General features: G+C 61.9%; 15 protein-coding genes and 5 pseudogenes. 12 read left to right on the plus strand and 8 right to left on the minus strand.

Going from position 1 to position 19,451, the window contains the following annotated elements:
- The 6 genes from mtnC to JCM25146_RS07550 form a co-directional block, all read right to left on the minus strand.
- Positions 1-714, minus strand: coding sequence for an acireductone synthase (gene mtnC, locus JCM25146_RS07525; RefSeq protein ID WP_025827032.1), 714 nt, complete (start codon positions 712-714; stop codon positions 1-3).
- Positions 715-728: 14 nt separating this feature from the next.
- Positions 729-1,274, minus strand: coding sequence for a 1,2-dihydroxy-3-keto-5-methylthiopentene dioxygenase (locus tag JCM25146_RS07530; protein WP_025827035.1), 546 nt, complete (start codon positions 1,272-1,274; stop codon positions 729-731).
- Entirely contained in the window at positions 1,271-1,894 is a 624-nt protein-coding gene (locus tag JCM25146_RS07535) for a methylthioribulose 1-phosphate dehydratase (protein ID WP_025827037.1), read from the minus strand. The genes JCM25146_RS07530 and JCM25146_RS07535 overlap by 4 nt, the downstream gene beginning before the upstream one ends.
- Before the next feature lie 27 nt (positions 1,895-1,921).
- Complete coding sequence (locus JCM25146_RS07540) at positions 1,922-2,173, minus strand: twin-arginine translocase TatA/TatE family subunit (RefSeq protein WP_025827039.1); 252 nt, start codon at positions 2,171-2,173, stop codon at positions 1,922-1,924.
- Between the two features lie 128 nt (positions 2,174-2,301).
- Positions 2,302-2,772, minus strand: coding sequence for a CHAP domain-containing protein (locus JCM25146_RS07545; RefSeq protein ID WP_025827041.1), 471 nt, complete (start codon positions 2,770-2,772; stop codon positions 2,302-2,304).
- A complete protein-coding gene (locus tag JCM25146_RS07550) occupies positions 2,769-3,398 on the minus strand; it encodes a RecX family transcriptional regulator (RefSeq protein WP_408734911.1) in 630 nt (209 codons plus the stop codon). Before JCM25146_RS07550 ends, JCM25146_RS07545 begins: the two co-directional genes overlap by 4 nt.
- A gap of 265 nt (positions 3,399-3,663) precedes the next feature.
- Here JCM25146_RS07550 and JCM25146_RS07555 point away from each other — a divergent pair, with 265 nt between their 5' ends.
- The 7 genes and pseudogenes from JCM25146_RS07555 (at position 3,664) to JCM25146_RS18005 (ending at position 12,236) form a co-directional block, all read left to right on the plus strand.
- Positions 3,664-4,878, plus strand: coding sequence for an aspartate aminotransferase family protein (locus JCM25146_RS07555; RefSeq protein ID WP_025827045.1), 1,215 nt, complete (start codon positions 3,664-3,666; stop codon positions 4,876-4,878).
- A pseudogene (gene argF / locus JCM25146_RS17995) lies at positions 4,875-5,872 on the plus strand (ornithine carbamoyltransferase). Before JCM25146_RS07555 ends, argF begins: the two are co-directional and overlap by 4 nt.
- A 4-nt stretch (positions 5,873-5,876) precedes the next feature.
- Complete coding sequence (locus JCM25146_RS20720; protein ID WP_025827047.1) at positions 5,877-6,194, plus strand: hypothetical protein; 318 nt, start codon at positions 5,877-5,879, stop codon at positions 6,192-6,194.
- Positions 6,195-6,228: 34 nt separating this feature from the next.
- The gene (gene hslO, locus JCM25146_RS07570; RefSeq protein ID WP_025827049.1) at positions 6,229-7,197 is read left to right on the plus strand and encodes an Hsp33 family molecular chaperone HslO; all 969 of its coding nucleotides are present in this window, start codon (positions 6,229-6,231) and stop codon (positions 7,195-7,197) included.
- 124 nt (positions 7,198-7,321) lie between these two features.
- Entirely contained in the window at positions 7,322-8,236 is a 915-nt protein-coding gene (locus JCM25146_RS23645; protein WP_025827051.1) for a hypothetical protein, read from the plus strand.
- Between the two features lie 93 nt (positions 8,237-8,329).
- Positions 8,330-10,909, plus strand: a pseudogene (gene hrpB / locus JCM25146_RS18000) (ATP-dependent helicase HrpB).
- Between the two features lie 210 nt (positions 10,910-11,119).
- Positions 11,120-12,236, plus strand: a pseudogene (locus JCM25146_RS18005) (S1C family serine protease).
- Between the two features lie 120 nt (positions 12,237-12,356).
- Here the strand turns inward: JCM25146_RS18005 and JCM25146_RS07590 are convergent.
- On the minus strand, positions 12,357-13,211 hold the full coding sequence (locus tag JCM25146_RS07590) for an aldo/keto reductase (RefSeq protein WP_025827053.1): 855 nt from the start codon (positions 13,209-13,211) through the stop codon (positions 12,357-12,359).
- A 100-nt stretch (positions 13,212-13,311) separates the two neighbouring features.
- Here JCM25146_RS07590 and JCM25146_RS07595 point away from each other — a divergent pair, with 100 nt between their 5' ends.
- A complete protein-coding gene (locus JCM25146_RS07595; protein WP_025827055.1) occupies positions 13,312-13,758 on the plus strand; it encodes a DNA polymerase III subunit chi in 447 nt (148 codons plus the stop codon).
- Positions 13,759-13,827: 69 nt separating this feature from the next.
- Here the strand turns inward: JCM25146_RS07595 and JCM25146_RS07600 are convergent, their stop codons facing one another.
- Positions 13,828-15,300, minus strand: a complete 1,473-nt coding sequence (locus JCM25146_RS07600) for a leucyl aminopeptidase (protein ID WP_025827057.1) — start codon at positions 15,298-15,300, stop codon at positions 13,828-13,830.
- Positions 15,301-15,460: 160 nt separating this feature from the next.
- Here JCM25146_RS07600 and cysQ point away from each other — a divergent pair.
- The 4 genes and pseudogenes from cysQ to JCM25146_RS07620 all read left to right on the plus strand — a co-directional run bounded on the left by cysQ (position 15,461) and on the right by JCM25146_RS07620 (position 19,393).
- Positions 15,461-16,230: pseudogene (gene cysQ, locus JCM25146_RS18010) on the plus strand (3'(2'),5'-bisphosphate nucleotidase CysQ).
- Positions 16,231-16,338: 108 nt separating this feature from the next.
- Positions 16,339-17,339, plus strand: a pseudogene (locus JCM25146_RS18015) (L-threonylcarbamoyladenylate synthase).
- Positions 17,336-17,899 carry a hypothetical protein gene (locus JCM25146_RS07615; protein ID WP_025827059.1) on the plus strand — a complete coding sequence of 188 codons (564 nt, stop codon included), beginning with the start codon at positions 17,336-17,338 and terminating at the stop codon, positions 17,897-17,899. Before JCM25146_RS18015 ends, JCM25146_RS07615 begins: the two are co-directional and overlap by 4 nt.
- 99 nt (positions 17,900-17,998) lie before the next feature.
- Positions 17,999-19,393 (plus strand): FAD-binding oxidoreductase, encoded by a 1,395-nt coding sequence (locus tag JCM25146_RS07620; protein ID WP_035372194.1) that lies wholly within the window; start codon positions 17,999-18,001, stop codon positions 19,391-19,393.
- Positions 19,394-19,451 lie beyond the last annotated feature (58 nt).

Raw genomic sequence — 19,451 nt, forward strand, 5'->3', positions numbered from 1 at the left:
TTACGCTCCTTCGGGCAGGCCAAACAGGCGGGCAGCCTGCGGCAGGGAGGCCACAACCCGGTGGCGGACACCACAGACCGTACCATCCTCCGGCCGGGCAATCTGGCAGACCTGCAAGCCAGCCTGCTCCGCTGCCTCCAGTTCGGCAACAACATCGGACAGGAACAGCACATCCGCTGCAACCCAGCCTGCCTGCTGCACAATAGCCCGGTAGCTCGCGCTCTCTCTTTTACCACCGACCTTCAGGTCAAAAAACGCGCTGAACAGGGGCGTGACATCCCCCTGCTCGGTATAACCATAAATCAGCTTCTGCGCCGCTTCCGAGCCGGAGGAATAGACAGCCAGAGTGAGCCCGGCGGCTTTCCATGCCTGCAAGGTGGGCACCACATCGGCATATAAATCCGCCACCAGTTCGCCCTGACGGTAGCCCTGCTCCCAGCAAAGCCCCTGCAGGCTTTTGAGCGGCGCAACCTTGGCGTCCGTGTCCATCCAGCGCTCCAGCTGTTCGGCTGCTGGTACGCCGGGGGCCAGTTGCGCCGTTTCCGCCAGAGCCTGCACAACCACCGGATTATCATGCTGCTGCACCAGCAGTGCAGGCAGATGCGCGCGCGCATAGGGGAAGAGCACCTTGTGCACAAAGGCGACTGGCAGCGTTGTGCCCTCAATATCCAGCAGCACCACACGTGGCGTGGCTGGGCCCGTATTCTGCGTCATGGTCGTATCTTCGCCTAGCTGGGAAAGGAGGGGAACTGGCGGGCAATATCCGCCCCCGTGTACTGCGCCACCCAACCTTCCTTGTGGGTGAATATGCGCAGCGTCACCATATCGGGCGTGGGGCCTGCATCAAACCAGTGCTTATACCCTTCGGGCACGGAAATCAGGTCACCCTGCGTGCATTCCACGTCATACACCCGGTCGTTGATGTGCATGATGAAGTGACCACCCCCATGCACAAAAAACCGTACCTCGTCTTCACTATGCGTGTGTTCGGACAGGAACTTGCTGCGCAGGGCCTCCTTGTTGGGGGTCTGGGCATTAACGCGCAGCACATCGGCCGAACCTGCCCCAGTCTCGCCCATCAGCTTGTCCAGCCATGGGCGGTAGGTTGCCAGAACTGTCGCCTCGTCTGCCTCTTTGGGAGGGGGCTGTACATCGTCCCACCGCTCAAAGCGGATGCCAAAAGGGGCCAGTGCTTCCGCAATTTCGGCGGCATCATGCGTCTGTAACAGGGGGGTGCCGGGGCGGGTATCCTCAAACACACTCAGGCTGCTCATATGCCCAGCTTCCTTCTCTCCAGAACACAGGCCAGCAGGAACTCCAGCCCTTCCAGCCGGGCAAGGGCTGCGGCCATGTTCTTGCCCCACACATACACACCATGGCCACGAATAATGTAACCTGCGGGCATGTCGGCAAAGTGCGGCTCAACCTCACGCGCCAGACGGGCAATGTCCTGATCGTTGGCAAAAAGCGGCACACGCACGCTGGCGTCATGCGTGGTCTGGCCCTCAAACACCTTCTGGACTTCGTAGTCCTGCAACGTGAGTGCTGGCGAAGGTTCCGTCATGGACAGAACGGTGGACGCCACGGAGTGGCCGTGCAGCACAGCCCCGACATCGGGCAACAAACGGTAAACCTGACAGTGCAGCAGGGTTTCTGCACTCGGTTTGTTTTGCGGCTGGTGGGGCTGGCCTGCCAGATCCACGGTAATAACGTCCGCCTCGGTCAAAAACCCCTTGTGGCAGCCCGAGCGGGTAATGGCGATGCGCCCGTCTGGCAGCCGGCAACTGATGTTACCAGCCGTGGCGGGCACCCAGCCGCGCGCATCCATCCGCTGTCCGGCGTGGACAATATCCTGCGCGCCGCGGACAAAATCCGTGGTGGCGTTATCCGTCATAATGGTGATGGCCTTCCCCGGCGGTGGTCAGTGCTGGACCGGCTTGTCCGCCGGAGCGGTGGTCCGCTCGGCGGTGGAAGCCGGAGGAGGAGCAATGTGGGCAGAGCCCGCACGCGGGGAGGTGTCGTCCATCGGCTCGTCATCAGCCATATGTTTTTTGAAGGATTTTATGCCCTTGGCCATATCCCCCATGATGGTGCTGATCTTGCCGCCACCACCAAACAACACCAGCACGACCACCAGAACAATAAGCCAGTGCCAGATGCTCAAGCTGCCCATTCCACTCTTCCTTAACCTTGCGGCGCGCGTGATGCGGCCAGTCTGCATGACCTGAATTTGCTGTTTTACATGAGGCGAACACGCCGGGATGCAAGTCTTTCCTTTTCAGCCGCGCCCAAACCGCCTTTTCAGCTATTTCCCGGTGCGTAGGGCTCTATAAACCCGTAGGTCGAATAAACCGTCTTGCCAAACGCATGGACGGGCGACCACCACACCCGCACCCGCGTCCAGTCATTACTGGGGGAGACATCCTGCACCGGGGCGTGGCGTGTAACCTCCCCGGGCTCCCAGTTGGCATGGTCTACCAGCACCAGACGGCTGCTACGCACTTCCCTGACAACAGAGACATGCCCAGAAGGCAAACGGTGTGAAGAGCGGAAGACAAGCACATCCCCCTCCCTTGGGCTGGCCGCACGCGCATACTGCCCACGCGCCTGCCACCACCATGTTGCGGCATCTCCCCGCAGGTTGATGGCCGAATGCGCACGGGCGTAGGGCGCGCACTGCACGGCTCCATGCCAGCTACCATGCCCGCTACCCGAACCCGCGCAGGCCGACAGCAGCAACGGAAGAACAAGGCAGAAGCGCCCGCCTTTCACGACTCGGCCCTCAAACGATCCATCCACGCCTCCGCTTCCTCAGCCTGCATGTCCAGCACACGTTGGGCTACGTCACGCGCAAAGCCTGCACGCGCAAGAACCCCCAGCGCCCGGTGCCGCGCGGCCATGGCTGCGGCCTCGTCCTCATGATCCATCATGTCGGCAGGGGCAAAAGGGCCGAGCCTGCGTTTGCGCGCCAGCACCAGAGCCGCACAGACCTCCCGCTCTGCGGGGCCGAGCGTGCCTACCGCTGTCTCCAGCGCCTCATCCCGCACGGTGGAGGCCACACCTTTTGCTGCCAGATGCGCATCCACAGCACGCCCCGAGCGCCCCGAGCGCACAAGCCTGCGCACACGTGAGCGGGCGAATACCGCGTCATCCACCGCGCCAAGGCGCACCATGTCATCCACAATGCCTGTAACAACAGGGCGCAGTTCCGCCGCATGTTCGGCCACGGCCTCCGCACAGTCGCCTGCGCGCTGGGCCTTTTGTGCCCAGCGGGCTACCCGGCGCAGCAGAACCTGCTCAAGCCCCTGCCGGGTCGTGCCAAAACGGGCCAGATGCGCCAAAGCCGCCTCCCGCAGGGTGGAACGCTGCGGCGGCGGGCAGGTAAAGGAAAGGGGCACGGTCTTGTCCATGGGAACGAATACTATGCCATGTTGCCCCTCCACACCACTACGCCTCCACACTTTAAAGTTCAGAACCGCATATGAGGTATGCAAATTGCTCAATGCAGAAGTTTGACACCCACAACATGAACGCGGCATTATACCCAGATGCGCAACGGGCCGCCCGCTCCACCCTTTTACGGTAGCGGGCGTTTTTTTGTTTTGCTCTGCTCCAGACTCCCTCATTCAGGTTTGATAACCACCAACGTAAAGACCAGATTCCATGATTCCTCCCCTGATGCCGACCTATAAGCGTGCCGATCTCGCCTTTGAGCGGGGCGAAGGCTCTTGGCTGTACGCATCGGACGGGCGACGATTCCTGGATTTTGCAGCAGGCATTGCCACCTGCTCCGTTGGCCATGCCCACCCCCATTTGGTGGAAACCATAAGCCAGCAGGCCGGGCGGGTCATGCATGTCTCAAACCTGTTCCGTATTCCGCAGGCGGAAAAACTGGCCGAGCGGCTTGTCGCCAACAGCTTTGCCGATAGCGTGTTCTTCTGCAATTCCGGCGCGGAAGCCAACGAAGGCATGGTCAAAATGGCCCGCCGTGCGCAAATGCTGGCAGGCCACCCCGAACGGACCGAAATTATCTGCATGGACGGTGCGTTCCATGGCCGTACGCTGGCCATGCTCTCCGCCACGGGCAACCCGAAGTATCTGGAAGGCTTTGGCACGCCGGTAGGCGACTTCGTGCATGTGCCTTTTAATGACATTGAGGCCGTAAAGGCCGCCATAACCCCACGTACCGCAGCCGTTATGCTTGAACCCGTGCAGGGCGAAAGCGGCATTAAATGCGCCAGCGTGGACTACCTGCGCGCCCTGCGCGCCCTGTGCGACCAGACCGGCGTACTGCTCGCCCTTGACGAGGTGCAGAGTGGTGTTGGCCGCACCGGCCGCCTGTTTGCCCACCAGTGGGCAGGTATTACCCCCGATGTCATGAGTACGGCCAAAGGGCTGGGCGGGGGGTTCCCCATCGGGGCCATTCTGGCGACCGAGACCGTGGCCCAGGCCATGACCGCAGGCACGCATGGCACCACCTTTGGCGGGAACCCGCTGGCCTGTGCTGCCGCCAATGCCGTGCTGGACGTGCTGCTGGCTCCGGGCTTTATGGACCAGATATGCACCCGTGCTGCATTGCTGGACACACTGCTTGACAGCCTTGTAGCCGATGCACCGGATATTTTTGCGCAGCGCCGTGGCCTTGGCCTGCTTATTGGCCTGCGCTGCGTCCCTGCCGTGGGGGATGTGCAGGCCGCAGCCCAGCAAGCCGGGCTCCTGTGCGTTACAGCGGGGGACAACGTGTTGCGCCTTGTCCCGCCCCTGACCGTAACGGAAGAAGACTGCCGCAAGGCCGTGGCCATGCTGGTGCAGGCGGTAACAGCCCTGCGCGGCACACCTGATAACAAAAACAAGCCCGTGCTGGAGACAACCCCATGAGTGCTGCCCTTTCCACCTCCTCCATAACACCGGTGCAGACGGGTCTTCGCCATTTTCTTGACCTCCGGGACCTGGACGGGGCAACCCTGCGGCAGATTCTGGACGTTGCCAGCAGCATGAAGCGGATGCAGCAGAACCGCCGCTTTCCGCTGCACCCACGCCAGCCACTGGCCGGGCGGCAGCTTGGGCTTATTCTGTCCAAGCCCTCCACGCGCACACGCGTCTCCTTTGAAGTGGGCATGCGCCAGCTTGGGGGCGACGCCGTGGTGCTCAGCCCGCAGGACATGCAGATCGGGCGGGGGGAAACTCTGGCCGATACGGCACGTGTGCTCTCACGCTTTGTGGACGCTATTGTGCTGCGCACAGGCAACACCACAAACCTGCACGAACTCGCACGCTGGAGCACAAGCCCGGTTATCAACGGCCTGACCCCGCACTCCCACCCCGTGCAGATTCTGGCCGATATCATGACATTTGAGGAGCACCGCGGCCCCGTGCGTGGCCGCACCTTTGCGTGGACGGGGGACGGCAACAACGTGCTGGTCTCGCTCATTGAAGGGGCAGTGCGCTTTGGCTTTACCCTCCGGGCGGCGACACCTGCAAAAATGAAACCCCCGCAGGACGTGCTCGACTGGGCAAAGCAGGAAGGCGGCAATGTGGAGTGGATGGAAGACCCCCGCGCAGCCGTAGAAAAAGCAGACTGCATTGTTACCGACACATGGGTCAGCATGTCCGACTCACACGAGGAGGCTGCATCGCGCATGGCACGGCTTGAGCCTTACCGTGTGGATGCAGGGCTTATGGCCCTTGCCGCCCCCGATGCCCTGTTCATGCACTGCCTGCCTGCCATATTGGGGAGGAAGTCACGCAGGATGTGTTTGAAGGCCCCCATTCCGTTGTGTTTGACGAAGCCGAAAACCGCCTGCACGCCCAAAAGGGTATTCTGGCATGGACAATGGGAGGGACGAACTGGACCTCCTTTGGCAAGGAATAAGCCGATGACCAACGTGCAAAAAGGCGCCATCCCCACCACTACGGAAGAAACCCCGTCGGTTCCCGGCTGGGTGGAACCCGCACTGGATGACATTCTGGCGACACTCCCCATTGAGCGCGAGAAGCTGGCACCGCTGCGCGCCTCTTATCTGGACTGTCTGGCCGGGTGTGGTCGTGCGGAAGATCTGGACATGGAGCACGATGCCTGCCGTAAGGGCCTGCTCCGCGCCCTGACAGACACTCTGGACCTTGCCCCCGCCGCAGCCCGCACCCTTGAGCAGCAGCTTGAAAAGCTTGAGCTGGATATTTCCGCTCAGGTCTGACCTGATTTTGTTTTTGGCAGGATAGAACGTTTTTATGGAAAAACCGGCTTTTCTCGACCGCGACCGCCCCGATGTGCCCGGTCTGGTGGTTCCGGGCGGTGTAACGCCCTTCTATCTGGCAGGGCGTCCCGTGCGCGGGCGGCTGATCCGCACAGGCATACTGGCGGACGCCATGCTCACCCGCCATGACAACCCGGCACAGGTCACAGCCCTTGCTGGCAAGGCGCTCGCCCTTGTTGCGGCCTTGGCCTCAGCCCTTAAATTTCAGGGTTCCTTCTCCTTGCAAATCAAGGGGGACGGCCCCGTTTCCATGCTGGTGGCGGACTGCACACATGATGGTGCTCTGCGCTTTTATGCCCGCAAGGACGATGCAGCACTGGATAGCCTGCTGGCCAGCAACCCCGCGCCCACCGACCGCGAACTGCTGGGAAATGGTTATCTTGCCCTGACCGTTGATCAGGGGGCGGACATGGAGCGCCATCAGGGCATTGTGGAAATTGCTGGCGATGACCTGTCCGCCATGGCCACACATTACTTTGCCACCAGCGAACAACATGCCTGCTGGATTATGCTGGCCTGTACCCTGACCGATGCGGGCTGGCGCTCCGGTGCACTGGTGCTTGAACGCATTGCCGGGGCAGGTGGACTGGCTGATACAGAACTGAGCACCCCCGACGACGCAGCACATGATGACAGCGCATGGGAAACTGCAACCATTCTGGCCACGACACTCACCATAGCCGAACTGCTTGATGACAGCCTGCCAGCCCCCCAGCTGCTGCACCGCCTGTTCCACGAGGAAGACCTGCATGTCAGCCAGTCCCGCGCACTGGCCTTTGGCTGCCGCTGCTCACGCGCACGGCTGGTGGACGTGCTCCAGCGCTTCCCCGAGGATGATCTGGACCACATGTGCGTGAGTAACGACACAATCGTCATGACATGCGAGTTCTGTAACAAGGACTTTCATTTCCCGCGCAAGGATATTGCCTCGGCCATGGGCTGAGGCACTCCTGCCTGCCACATGGTTGACGCCCCACCTGCCCCGGAGCAGATTGGCGGGGCCATAAAATACCCCTGCACAGGCGCTGTGCGGGATCGTTACAAGTCGGCTGCAAAGAGGTTGTGCCATGATGCTGTTCCCCCGTATGCGTCTTTCTCATCTGGTGACGTCCCTTGTTCTGCCCGTAGCCCTTGCAGGGTGCGCGGGGCAGCCACAGCCAACCCAGTTTGCACCGCTGAACTATGACTATCTGGGCAAAATCCACCTCAATGTTGCAACGCTGGATATTGTGGACAATTCCGTAACCAACCCCGAACCGGGCGATATTGGCTACAAATCCCCCTCCCCGCCCGACCACACCCTGCGGCAGATGGCATCGGACAGGCTGGTCGCGGTAGGGAACACCGCAGCAGCAACCACAGCCCATTTTGTTATTGACCGGGCGTTTATCCTCCACCAGCCCGGCGGCACGCTGGACGGGCAGATGGACATTCATCTGGACCTGCTCAACCCCGAGGGCAAGCGCGTGGCCACGGCCTCCGCCCAGGCAACCCAGACCCTGCACCCTGACCCGTCGCAGGATGTGGAAAGCCCGGCCAATCTGTACGAAATTACAAAAGACATGATGCAGACCATCAATGTCGAATTCGAGTACCAGATCCGTCATTCCCTGAACAAATGGCTGGTGGATGCCGGTGGCACCCCCATGAACAATGCCATCCAGACCCAGTCCCTGACTGGCACGCCCGATGCCCAACCAGCCGCGGCCACAACATCGGATGCAAGCGGCCTGAGCACCCCCTCCGGCACCACTGCTGCCAGCAGCGCAGGAACAACAGCCGCAACTACTGTGGAACCTGCCAGCACGGAAGCATCCAGCACCAGCGCACCGACCGCCGCATCCACTGCGCAGGATAGTGAACTCAGTGCCATCTTCCCCGCTGGAATGGATGATAGCACCACGCAGGCACCAACCAAGAAAACCCTCTCCCCCAAAGCCGGTTTTCTCACCCTCCCGTCCAGCACAAAAGCAACGCACTAACTCCCGTTTTACTCCGCCTCCGGCCCTGACACAGGGCATGTGAGGCGGGCCCAGGCATTGCAGCGTGCCCGTGGCAGCGCCATAAAAGGCGTCATGACGCCACAGCCCATTCCCACCGACCCTGATCAGATTGCCGATGGCCTGCCGGTCAAGGAGATTCTACCACAGCTGCGCGCAGTTCTGGCGGTGGAACCAACACCCCAGCGCCCTGCCAGCGCCATAGTTGTCGCCCCACCGGGGGCAGGCAAAACCACCTCTATCCCGCCCGTTCTTGCCGCCTGCACATGGCGTGGGGAGAGCGGGCGGATTATTATGCTAGAACCCCGCAGGCTGGCTGCCCGGGCTGCCGCGCAGCGCATTGCAGCCCTTATGGGCGAGGAGGTCGGCGGGTTTGCAGGCTACCGCACACGCATAGACAGCGCCGTATCGGCCCGGACACGCATAGAGGTGCTGACAGAAGGCCTGTTCCTGCGCCGCCTGCTGGGGGACCCCATGCTGGAGGACGTGGCCTGCGTTATTCTGGACGAGGTTCACGAGCGCTCGCTTGAAGCCGATCTGGCTCTTGCCTTCTGTCTGGACCTACAACGCACCCTGCGGCCGGACCTGCGGCTTGTCGCCATGTCTGCCACAGCCGAGACCGAGCGGCTGGCCAGCCTGATGAACGCACCCGTCCTGACCAGCGAGGGCCGCATGTTTGCGCTGGAGGTGCACCACGCCAAAAAAGACATCCCCACCCTGCGTGACATTGCACCAGCTACCGCTGCGGGTATTCGGCTCGCACTGGCAGAAACACAGGGCGACATTCTGGCCTTTTTACCCGGCACGGGTGAAATCAGGCGCACCGCCCAGTTGCTGGATGGGATAGCGGCCACGGTCCTGCCTTTGCATGGCGAGTTGCACCCGGCAGAACAGGCCCGCGTGCTCCGCCCGGCAGACGCTGGCGAGCGGCGGGTTATTCTGGCCACCTCCATTGCGGAAACATCGCTCACCGTACCGGGGGTACGTGTGGTCGTGGACTGCGGGTACCGCCGCGCCCCCCAGTTTGATGCCGGTGCCGGGCTTTCGCGGTTGGATACGCTGCGCATTTCCAAGGCAGCAGCACGCCAGCGCGCAGGCCGTGCCGGGCGCGAGGCTCCGGGAACGGCCTACTGCTTGTGGAGCGCGAACACGCAACGCGCCATGCCACAGCATGATCGCCCCGAAATTTAGAGGCTGATCTGGCGGATTACGTTCTGGCTACAGCCCTGTGGGCCGACACTGTGGGGAGCACCGACCCCCTGCCCCTGCCAGACCAGCCCCCCGGCAGCGCACTGGCCGCAGCGCGGAAACTGCTCGAACACCTTGGAGCGCTTGACAGCGCGGGAGACATTACCCCGCTTGGCAAACAGATGGCCCACCTTGGCACACACCCGCGCCTTGCCGCCATGTTACTGGCCGCACGCACAGCGGAGGAAGCCGCACTGGCCGCAGACATGGCCGCCCTGCTGGAAGAGCGCGACCCCCTGCGGCCACGCCACAGCGCACAGGGCCGTCCCCCGGTAACGCCCCCTGCCGATATTGGGCTAAGGCTGGACCTGATCGCGGGAGAGGATCACCCGGATGCAGACCGGGCCGCACTCAGCCGCATAAGACTGGCGGCCAAGCGCTTTCGTTCCCGGCTGAATGTTCCCCAGCACCTGCGTGCACAGGGGAATGCTGCGGCCCTGCTGGCGGCTGGCTTTCCCGACCGTATTGCCCTGTGCCGGGGCGAGCCGGGCAGTTACCGGCTGGCTAACGGCAGCAACGCACGCCTGAAACGAGATGACACACTCGCCACCCGCCGCCTGCTGGCCGTAGCCGGGCTGCACCTGCGCACAGCAGCCGAAATCCGGCTGGCTGCCCCGCTGGACCTGAACGACCTACCCCCCGCCCTACTGGCACGCACACATGAGCAGGTGGAAACCACGCTAGACCCTGTCTCGGGCAATATTCTTGCACGCAGGCGCACACGCATTGGCTGCCTTGTGCTCAAGGACCGGACCGAAAAGGTCAAACCAGAGGAAGCCGCATCTCTCCTTTTGCTCCATGCGCGCGACGCGATGGAAAGCGCCTTGAACTGGACAGACGCCGTAAAGCAGTTGCAGGCCCGCGTTGCACTGGCCCGCAGCATATCCGCCCCCACCATACCCCATACCGGCGCAGTGGAAGAGACACAGGCATGGCCCGATTTTTCCTCCCCCGCGCTGGCTGCGCGTGTGACGAGTGGCTGGCCCCCTACATGGCAGGCTGCACCTCTGTTGCCACCCTCAAGGCTCTGGACTGCCATGCCCTTTTACGTAACCTGCTGACCTACAGCCAATACCAATGGCTGGAGAGCCAGTTGCCGACCCATCTCCCCTTCCCCGGTGGTCGCGCGGAGGTGGATTATACCCAGCCCGTGCCCGTAGCCTCTGCCCGCGCACAGGTGTTTTATGGCACGGAGCGCACGCCATTACTGGCAGGCGGGCAGGTGCACTGCGGCTGGCACTCCTTTCCCCCGCCGGGCGGCCACAGGCCATTACGGCAGATTTGGGCGGGTTCTGGCAGGGAGGATGGGCGGACATGCGTCGGGACATGCGCGGTCGCTACCCCCGCCATGACTGGCCGGAAAACCCTGCCCTTGCCCCTGCCAAACCACGCTCGCGCCCCGGTTAGGCGGGCCCGCCATACAGTCCCGCACAGACGACAGGCAGGTTTGCCATGCCCGTCGTCTGTGCTCCTATGTTGGACGACTTGCCGCAGGGTTTTAGCCACGCCAAAGACTTAAAAAGCACGCCCAAACGCACCCCTGCACAGCACAAGGTTGCACAAGCCCGCCAAACATGGCCTAAAGTTTATATGCTTGGCTCCATGGCACCACATTTGATGAACAGATTGCTCCACGGCCTGCCCTCTATGGCGCTGGCCTACCTGTGCTGTGCGCCGCTCTACGGCACGGGTGCCGCATGGGCCGATACGCCTTCCTCCTCCACCCCGGCAGCACCCCTTGTTACAACCGGACCAGTCAGCTTTGCCCCACTTGTGCGCAAGGTTGTTCCTGCCGTGGTCAATATTGCCGTTACACGTGATGATTCTGCGGCCGACAGCCACCATAGACTGCCATCCTCGGTCAAAGGCACACCACTGGAGCGGCGCTACCGCGAGCGCATGCGCCATCATGGGGATGAACTGCTGGAAGCAGGGTCAGGTTTTTTAATCGATCCCAGCGGCGTTATTGTGACCAATGGTCACGTCGTGGAGGATGCGGACACCATTACCGTGTCCCTTGCCAGCGGGAAGGAGTTTACCGCAACACTGGTGGGCATGGACCCGCTGACTGATATTGCGGTTATCAAGATCATCAGCCCCAGCCCCTGCCCTATGTGGAATGGGGGGACAGCAGACAGGTGCAGGTGGGCGACTGGATCATGGCGGCAGGCAACCCGTTTGGTCTGGGCTCATCCGTGACGGCTGGCATTGTGTCTGCCCGCGGGCGCGATATTGGTGCGAGCCCATTTGATGATTTTCTGCAACTTGATGCGCCTATAAACCCCGGCAACTCCGGCGGCCCAACCTTTAACCTTGCCGGGCAGGTTGTGGCTCTTAACACCGCCATTGTCTCCCCCACCGGAGGTCGGTGGGGCTGGGATTTTCCATTCCGTCCGAAATTGTCATCCCCATTGTGGAGACCCTGCGCCAGACCGGGCACATAGACCGGGGTTGGCTGGGTGCGACATTGGACGACATTACCCTCCATAACGGCGCAAAAGTCACCGAGGTAGACCGTGACAGCCCGGCAGCCCGTGGTGGGCTGCGCAAGGGAGACATTATTACCATGCTGAACGGGGAGCATGTGTATACCGCCCGCGCCATGATCCGCTCCATAGCCGCAGCCAAACCTGGGAGTGAGGCCACACTGGCCATCCTGCGCAACACGCACCCCCAGACGCTAAGCATACACGTGGGCCTCCGCCCCCTGTCCGAGGATGGGGGCTTCCATTAAGGTCGACGCAATAACGGGTACAAGGCCTAGCCTTAAGACTGAGGCTTGTGCCATAACCAGCACTCAGCCGCAGACGACAGATTGCACGAACACACTGGCATATGGGATCCGTGCTTCTGCTCAAATCATGGCCAGTGGCTCCTTGCGCCGGGGGGGAGCAAAAGCGCCGTCCAGTTCCGCCAAATCCTGCGCACTGAGCACAAGTTCCTGCGCGGCCAGATTAAGCCGCATGTGCGCAACCGTTCCCGCCTTGGGAATGGCCAGCATATTGGGCTGGCGCAACACCCAGGCCAGCGCCACCTGTGCGGGCGTTGCCACCCCCAACGATGTGGTATGGCGCGCCGCCACCCGCCCCAGCACCGGGTTGTGGAGCAGCGCACCACCCTGACCAATGGGAGAATAAGCCATGCTTACAACCCGGCGCTGCCTGTCTGCGGTGAGCAGGTCATACTCCACGCCCCGATGCTCCAGACTGTAGAGTATCTGATTGGCCACGCATTCACCGGGGTGGATGCAGCGCTCAAGGTCGCGCATGTCATCGGTATCAAAATTGGAGACTCCCCAGTAGCGGATCAGCCCCTCCTGCTGGAGGGTGCGGAAGGCCTCCACCGTCTCGCTCAGCGGTACGTTGCCACGCCAGTGCAGCAGATACAGGTCCAGCCTGTCTGTTCCCAAATGCCGGAGTGACTGGCGGCAGCTCTGTGCAACCCCCTTGGCCGATGCATTGCTGGGCAGAACCTTGCTGACCAGAAAAACCTGTTTACGCAGGGGGGCTATGGCCTCCCCCACCAGATGTTCCGAGCGGCCATTGCCGTACATTTCCGCTGTGTCCAGCACCTGCACACCCTGCTCCACGGCGTAGCGCAGGCTTGCTATCTCCTCCTCCCTGCGGGCTGTGGAATCGCCCATGTTCCATGTGCCCACGCCCAGTGCTGGCAGGCATGTTCCATCTGGCAGGGATATGGTTCTGGTCATGACCGTTTTAACTCCTTGTGTCCTTGCACCATCAGACAGCATAAAACAGGCCTGCTCCCTGCTTTGTTCCACCTCAGGGCAAAACTGTTATGGTTGATATATGACCCAGATCGGCTTTTACCACCTGACCCGCACCAGCCTGAGCGAAGCCCTGCCACAGTTGCTGACCCGCACGCTGGACAGTGGGCAAAAGGCTGTGGTCTGGTGTGCCGACAAACCCTTGCTGGAAGAACTGGACAAAACACTCTGGCAGGTTGCAACGCCCAGATGGCTCCCCCATGGCAGTGCGGGCATAGCCTGCCCCGACCTGCAACCTGTCTGGCTCAGTACCGGGGAGGATTGCCCCAACGAGGCCCGCTTTCTTTTTCTGACGCAGAACAGGCAGTGCACGGACCCCACCCGTTTTGAGCGGATATTCGATCTGTTTGACGGGCATGATGAGACCGCCGTAGCCGCTGCGCGGGAGCGGTGGGCACAGGCACACAAAGCCGGGCACGAGTTGGCCTACTGGCGGCAGGAGGACAGGGGCTGGAAGCGCGCCCGCTAGCCCCGGCAATAAAAGCAGAATAAAAAATGCCTGGCCGAACAACCGGGCAGGCAAAGGTCTGGCCGGGCGTCAGCCCTGCTCAAACCCGTTACGCACAAACCGGTCAAGCAGACGTACGCCAAAGCCGGTAGCGCCTTTGGGCTGACCATTCTTGGCCTTGGAGGCCCATGCAACCCCGGCAATGTCCAGATGTGCCCATGCGGTTTCACCCACAAACCGCTTGAGGAACTGTGCCGCAGTAATGGAACCGCCAGCACGACCACCGCTGATGTTCTGCATATCTGCGATATCAGACTTCAGCAGGGCGTCATATTCCTTGCCCAAGGGCATGCGCCACAGTTTTTCCCCTGTAAACGCCCCGGCATCGGCCAACCCCACGGCCAGCGCATCATCATTGGAGAACAGACCCGCATATTCGTGGCCAAGACCCACAATAATGGCCCCCGTCAAGGTTGCCAGATCGACCATAAGCCGGGGGGCAAAACGGTCACGCGCATACCAGAGCACATCTGCCAGAACCAGACGACCTTCGGCATCCGTGTTCAGCACCTCAATAGTCTGGCCAGAGGCACTGCGCACCACATCCCCCGGACGCTGGGCCGTGCCGGAGACCATGTTCTCGACCAGACCCACCACACCAACAGCGTTAACCGCAGCCTTGCGCAATGCAAGTGACGCCATAAGCCCGGTTACCGTTGCGGCCCCGGCCATGTCCCACTTCATGTCTTCCATGCCAGCGGCGGGTTTGATGGAGATACCACCCGAATCAAAGGTGACGCCCTTGCCAATAAAGGCAATCGGGGCGTCCCCTTCCTTGCCGCCGTTCCAGCGCATGACAACCGTGCGCGGTTCGTTGGCACTCCCCTGTGCCACACCCAGCAGCGCACCAAAGCCCAGCGCAGTCATGGCAGCGCGGTCCAGCACCTCAACCTCGACCCCATGGGCGCGCAGGGTTGTCGCCCGCTCGGCAAATTCAACCGGGGACAGTACATTGGCTGGCTCGCTTACAAGGTCGCGCGTCAGCACAACGCCGCGCGCAACGGCCAGCAGGGAGGGCCAAACCTCCTGCGCCTCGGCACTGTGCGCGCTCAGCACGCTCAGTTCGGCCAGAGCACGCTTTTTATCGTCCTTGTCCTCGGTCTGGTACAGGCCAAAATGATAAGCCCCCAGAACAGCACCCAGCGCGACATGTGCCGCAAGCACGCCGGACAGTGCACCTACGGCCAGCGCAGCCTTGGGAGCCCGCCCCAGCAGGGACGCGGCAAGTCCGCCTGCCTTTTCGGCCGCCCATGCATCCACGTCGTCCGCCTTGCCGATCCCGACAAGCACAATGCGCTCAAAACTATCCGATGGAGCGAGCACAACACAGCTTGTGCCATCCTTGCCCTTAAACCCCTCGGCCTTGGCGGCACGGCCAAGTGCACCATGTGTTGCCGCGTCAAACGCCTGAAAAGCCGCAGACTGCGCGTCTCCTTCGGGCACCAGAATAGCCAGCGCGCCAGCCGTGGGCTGTGTGTGGGTGGAAAATGAAATCTGTAGCATGGTTCTGACCGATCTCCCTGAAAACCACATCTTTTCTGCCTAAGTCCCCCACCCCGTCTTGGCAATAGCCACGCCCCCTGAGCGACCCGATTGCATGATAAACACCAACACCGCACCAGCAGGGCATGACGGCGGCCCCAAGCTGGCGTATGCTAGGCGCATGAGCACCTTTGCAGATACAGACCTGCTGGCCCTTGCCGCCAGACTGGCCAACGAAGCCGCCGAAATCATCCGCACCATTCGCGCGCGGGGGTTTGAGACTGTGACCAAAACCGACTCCTCCCCCGTAACGGAGGCGGACCACGCAGCGGAAGCGCATATTCTGCGGGGCCTGCGTGCGGCCACACCCGACATTCCCGTTATTGCGGAAGAAGAAGTGGCTGCGGGCCTGCAAGCCTACGCAACCCCGGCCTACTGGCTGGTCGACCCGCTGGACGGCACGCGTGAGTTTGCGGCAGGACGTGACGACTTTACCGTTAATATCGGGCTTGTGCGCAATGGCCGCGCGGCACTGGGGGCTATGGCCCTGCCCGCCTACCACCAGCTTTACACCGGGGGCGTGGGCCTTGGTGCATACCGCGAGGACAAAAACGGCGTGCAGGCCATTCATGTCCGCACGGCCCCGCAGGAAGGGCTGAGTGTTCTGGCATCCCGCCATCATGCGGATGACACACGTCTGGCCGAATACCTGAACAGCAAAAAAATTGCACATCTGGCAACATCGGTTCAGCCGTAAAATTTGCCCGTGTGGCAGAAGGGCTGGTCGATCTGTACCCCCGCCTCGGCCCGACCATGGAGTGGGATACAGCCGCCCCGCAGGCCATTGTAGAAGCCGCTGGCGGACACATTACACTGCTGGACGGGACGCCCCTTGTTTATGGTAAAACGGGCTGGAAAAATCCGCCATTTGTCTGTACCGGAACACTATGACCAGCGCAGTCCACCCGTAGCCCCTTTACGCAGGGTTTGCCTGTTGCCAAAACATTGCCTGCCCCACCGATCGGCCTACGGATTGCACCCTGTTGCCATGAGAAGACCATGACCAGACGTCTGGATGCCACTCCAAGCGGCATTGCCGCAGCCGCCAGCATTCTCCGTGCTGGGGGCCTTGTGGCGTTTGGCACGGAAACAGTTTACGGCTTGGAGCAGATGCAAGTCAGCCGCAGGCCGTTGCCCGTATTTTCGAGGCCAAGAACCGGCCCCGCTTCAACCCGCTTATCAGCCACTTTGCCCATGCACAGGCCGCTTTTACGCAGGTTGTGCCCAATGCCATGGCCCACAGGCTGGCGCAGGCATTCTGGCCGGGTCCACTCACACTCATCCTGCCCCGCGCACCGGCATGCTGCATCAGCGATCTGGCAGCAGATGGTCTTTCCAGCCTTGCGGTGCGCGTACCCGCCAATGCTACGGCCCGTGCATTGCTGGAGCAGGTGGACCGTCCCATAGCCGCACCCTCAGCCAACCGCTCGGGCCGCATCAGCCCGGTAGATGCCGCCCATGTGCTGGAGGAGCTGGAAGGCCGCATAGACGCAGTGCTGGACAGTGGCCCCTGCATGGTCGGGGTGGAAAGTACTGTGGTGGACCTGACCGACCCACAGGCCCCCTGTCTGCTCCGGCCCGGTGGTGTGACGCTGGAAGAGTTGCAGGCCATCTGCCCCCATATCCGCCTGCCGCAGACCAGCAGTGATGTGCTCCCCCATTCTCCCGGTCGCCTGATCTCGCATTACGCCCCCCATCTGCCAGTACGACTCAACGCCCTGCACGCACAGGCGGACGAGGCCCTGCTGGCATTTGGTGCCCCCCGCCCCACCGAGGCACCTCTGGTGTGGAACCTGAGTGAAAATGGCAATCTGGAAGAGGCCGCGGCCAGACTGTTTACTGGCCTACGCACATTGGACCATCAGGGCCGGGCTCTTGGGCTGGAGCGGATTGCCGTCAGCCCCATACCCCAGCATGGTCTGGGCCGCGCCATACAGGACCGCCTGAACCGTGCCGCCGCCCCCCGCCCGCAAGACGGCGTGGAAGACGCCGCACCATGAGCGAGATTGACCCCAAAGAACTCAAGATCCTGTCAGACATTCTGGCTCTGGTGCTTGAAGACCATCCCGGCCAGTCGGATACGGCCCTGCAGGCCCTGCGCAACCGGGCGCGCAAGAACAGTACAACCGGCGGCGCACTCAAAAACCTGTTCCAGACCATTGCGGTCAACCCTTCGAAGGCCCGCACCACAACCCGCCAGACTGGTACGCGCGCTTCGGCCAGCAAGTCCAAAACAACGGACATGCCAGACCAATACCGCGTACAACTGCGCGAAATGGCCGACAGCATTACCCGGCTGGACCGCAACCTGCGGGTTGCCCACTCGCAGAATGAAACACTGAAATCCGAACTCTACCTGACCCAGAAGTCGCGCGCCGAACTCCAGACCCATCTGGCGACGCTTCAGTCCAGCAAGCGCCAGAAAAAACCGCTCACCATTGTCATCAGCCTGCTTGTCGGCCTGCTGGTAGGGGTTGCGGGCTCACAGGCGGTTCATGCCCTGTGGCCAACGCCCATTCCCGCCCATACCCTGGCCGATAACATCCGCTACCTTTACTGAAGGGCGGAGCAGACTGCCCTCCCCTTGTCTTTTGTGCTTTTGCAGGGAAAACCAGAGCCATGACACAAAACGCCCCTTCCCCCGCCCCTACATGATGCGCTGGTGCAGATCCTTGGCCCATCAGGCGTACTGACCGACCCGGCGGATACGGAAGCGTTCTGCGTGGACTGGCGCGCCCTCTACCACGGCAGATGTGCGGCTGTCCTGCGCCCGGCCAATACAGCGGAATGTGCACAGGCCGTTGCCCTGTGCCATGCGCATAAGGTGCCCATGGTGCCGCAGGGGGGTAACACCAGCATGGTTGGGGGGGCCACCCCGGATTCGAGCGGGCTTGCCGTTGTTATTTCCACCACCCGCATGAACCAGATCCACAGCATTGACCATGCGGACCTGACCATGACTGTGGATGCAGGGGTCACCCTTAAAGCCGCACAGGATGCCGCAAGTGCACAGGGGCTTTTGCTCCCGCTTTCCATCTCGTCCGAAGGTTCGGCCGACATTGGCGGCATTCTGGCCACCAACGCAGGCGGCAACAACACCGTGCGCTACGGCAATGCGCGTGAGCTGGCCCTTGGGCTGGAAGCAGTTCTGCCCGACGGCAGTGTACTTGATCTGATGCGCAAGCTGCGCAAGGACAATACAGGCTATGCCCTGCGCCAGTTGCTGGTCGGCTCGGAGGGGACGCTGGGCCTGATTACGCAGGCCGTTATCCAGCTCCAGCCTGCCCCCCGCTCGCGCGAGACTGCGCTATGCGCGGTAGAAAACCCGCAGGGCGCGCTCAATCTGTTTGCCGCATTCCGCAAGCAGGACCCATCCGCTATTCATGCGTTCGAGTTCATGTCCGGCACGTCCATGGCATTGGTCAACAGCCTAATTGATGGTGCCAGCCTACCGCTGGAAGCCCCGGCCCCCGCCTATGTTCTGGTGGAACTGGCTAGCCCCCGCGCGGATGACAGCCTGCGCAGCCTTATGGAAGATATTCTGGGCAGCGCACTGGAAGACGGCTTGGTAACAGACGCCGTACTGGCTGAGAGTGAAAGCCAGCGCCAGAGCCTGTGGATGATCCGTGAGGAACACGCCGAAGCCCAGAAACGTGCTGGAGCATCGGTCAAAAACGATGTTTCCGTCCCACTGGCTGCCATACCGGAGTTTATTGCAGATGCCACCAAGGCCTGCGAGGCGCTGATTCCGGGTATTCGGGTGGCACCCTTTGGCCATATTGGTGATGGCAATATTCACTTCAATCTTGTGCAGCCCGAAGGAGCCGACCCAGCCGCGTTTTTGGCACAGGACCATGCCATGATGGATACGGTAGCAGCCATTGTGCGCAAACTGGGTGGGTCTTTTTCGGCCGAGCATGGCGTGGGGCAGCTCAAAACCTACATGATGCCGTCCTGGCGGGGTGGGGCCGAACTACAGACCATGCGCCAGATTAAAGCCGCCATTGACCCGCAGAACCTGATGAACCCGGGCAAGGTGCTTCCGCCCGCCTGAGCACACCATGGCACTGGCCGGGCGCAGTTAACTGCGTCCGGCCAGACCAGCCTGCATC

Source organism: Acetobacter okinawensis JCM 25146 (assembly GCF_000613865.1).
GTDB lineage: Bacteria > Pseudomonadota > Alphaproteobacteria > Acetobacterales > Acetobacteraceae > Acetobacter > Acetobacter okinawensis.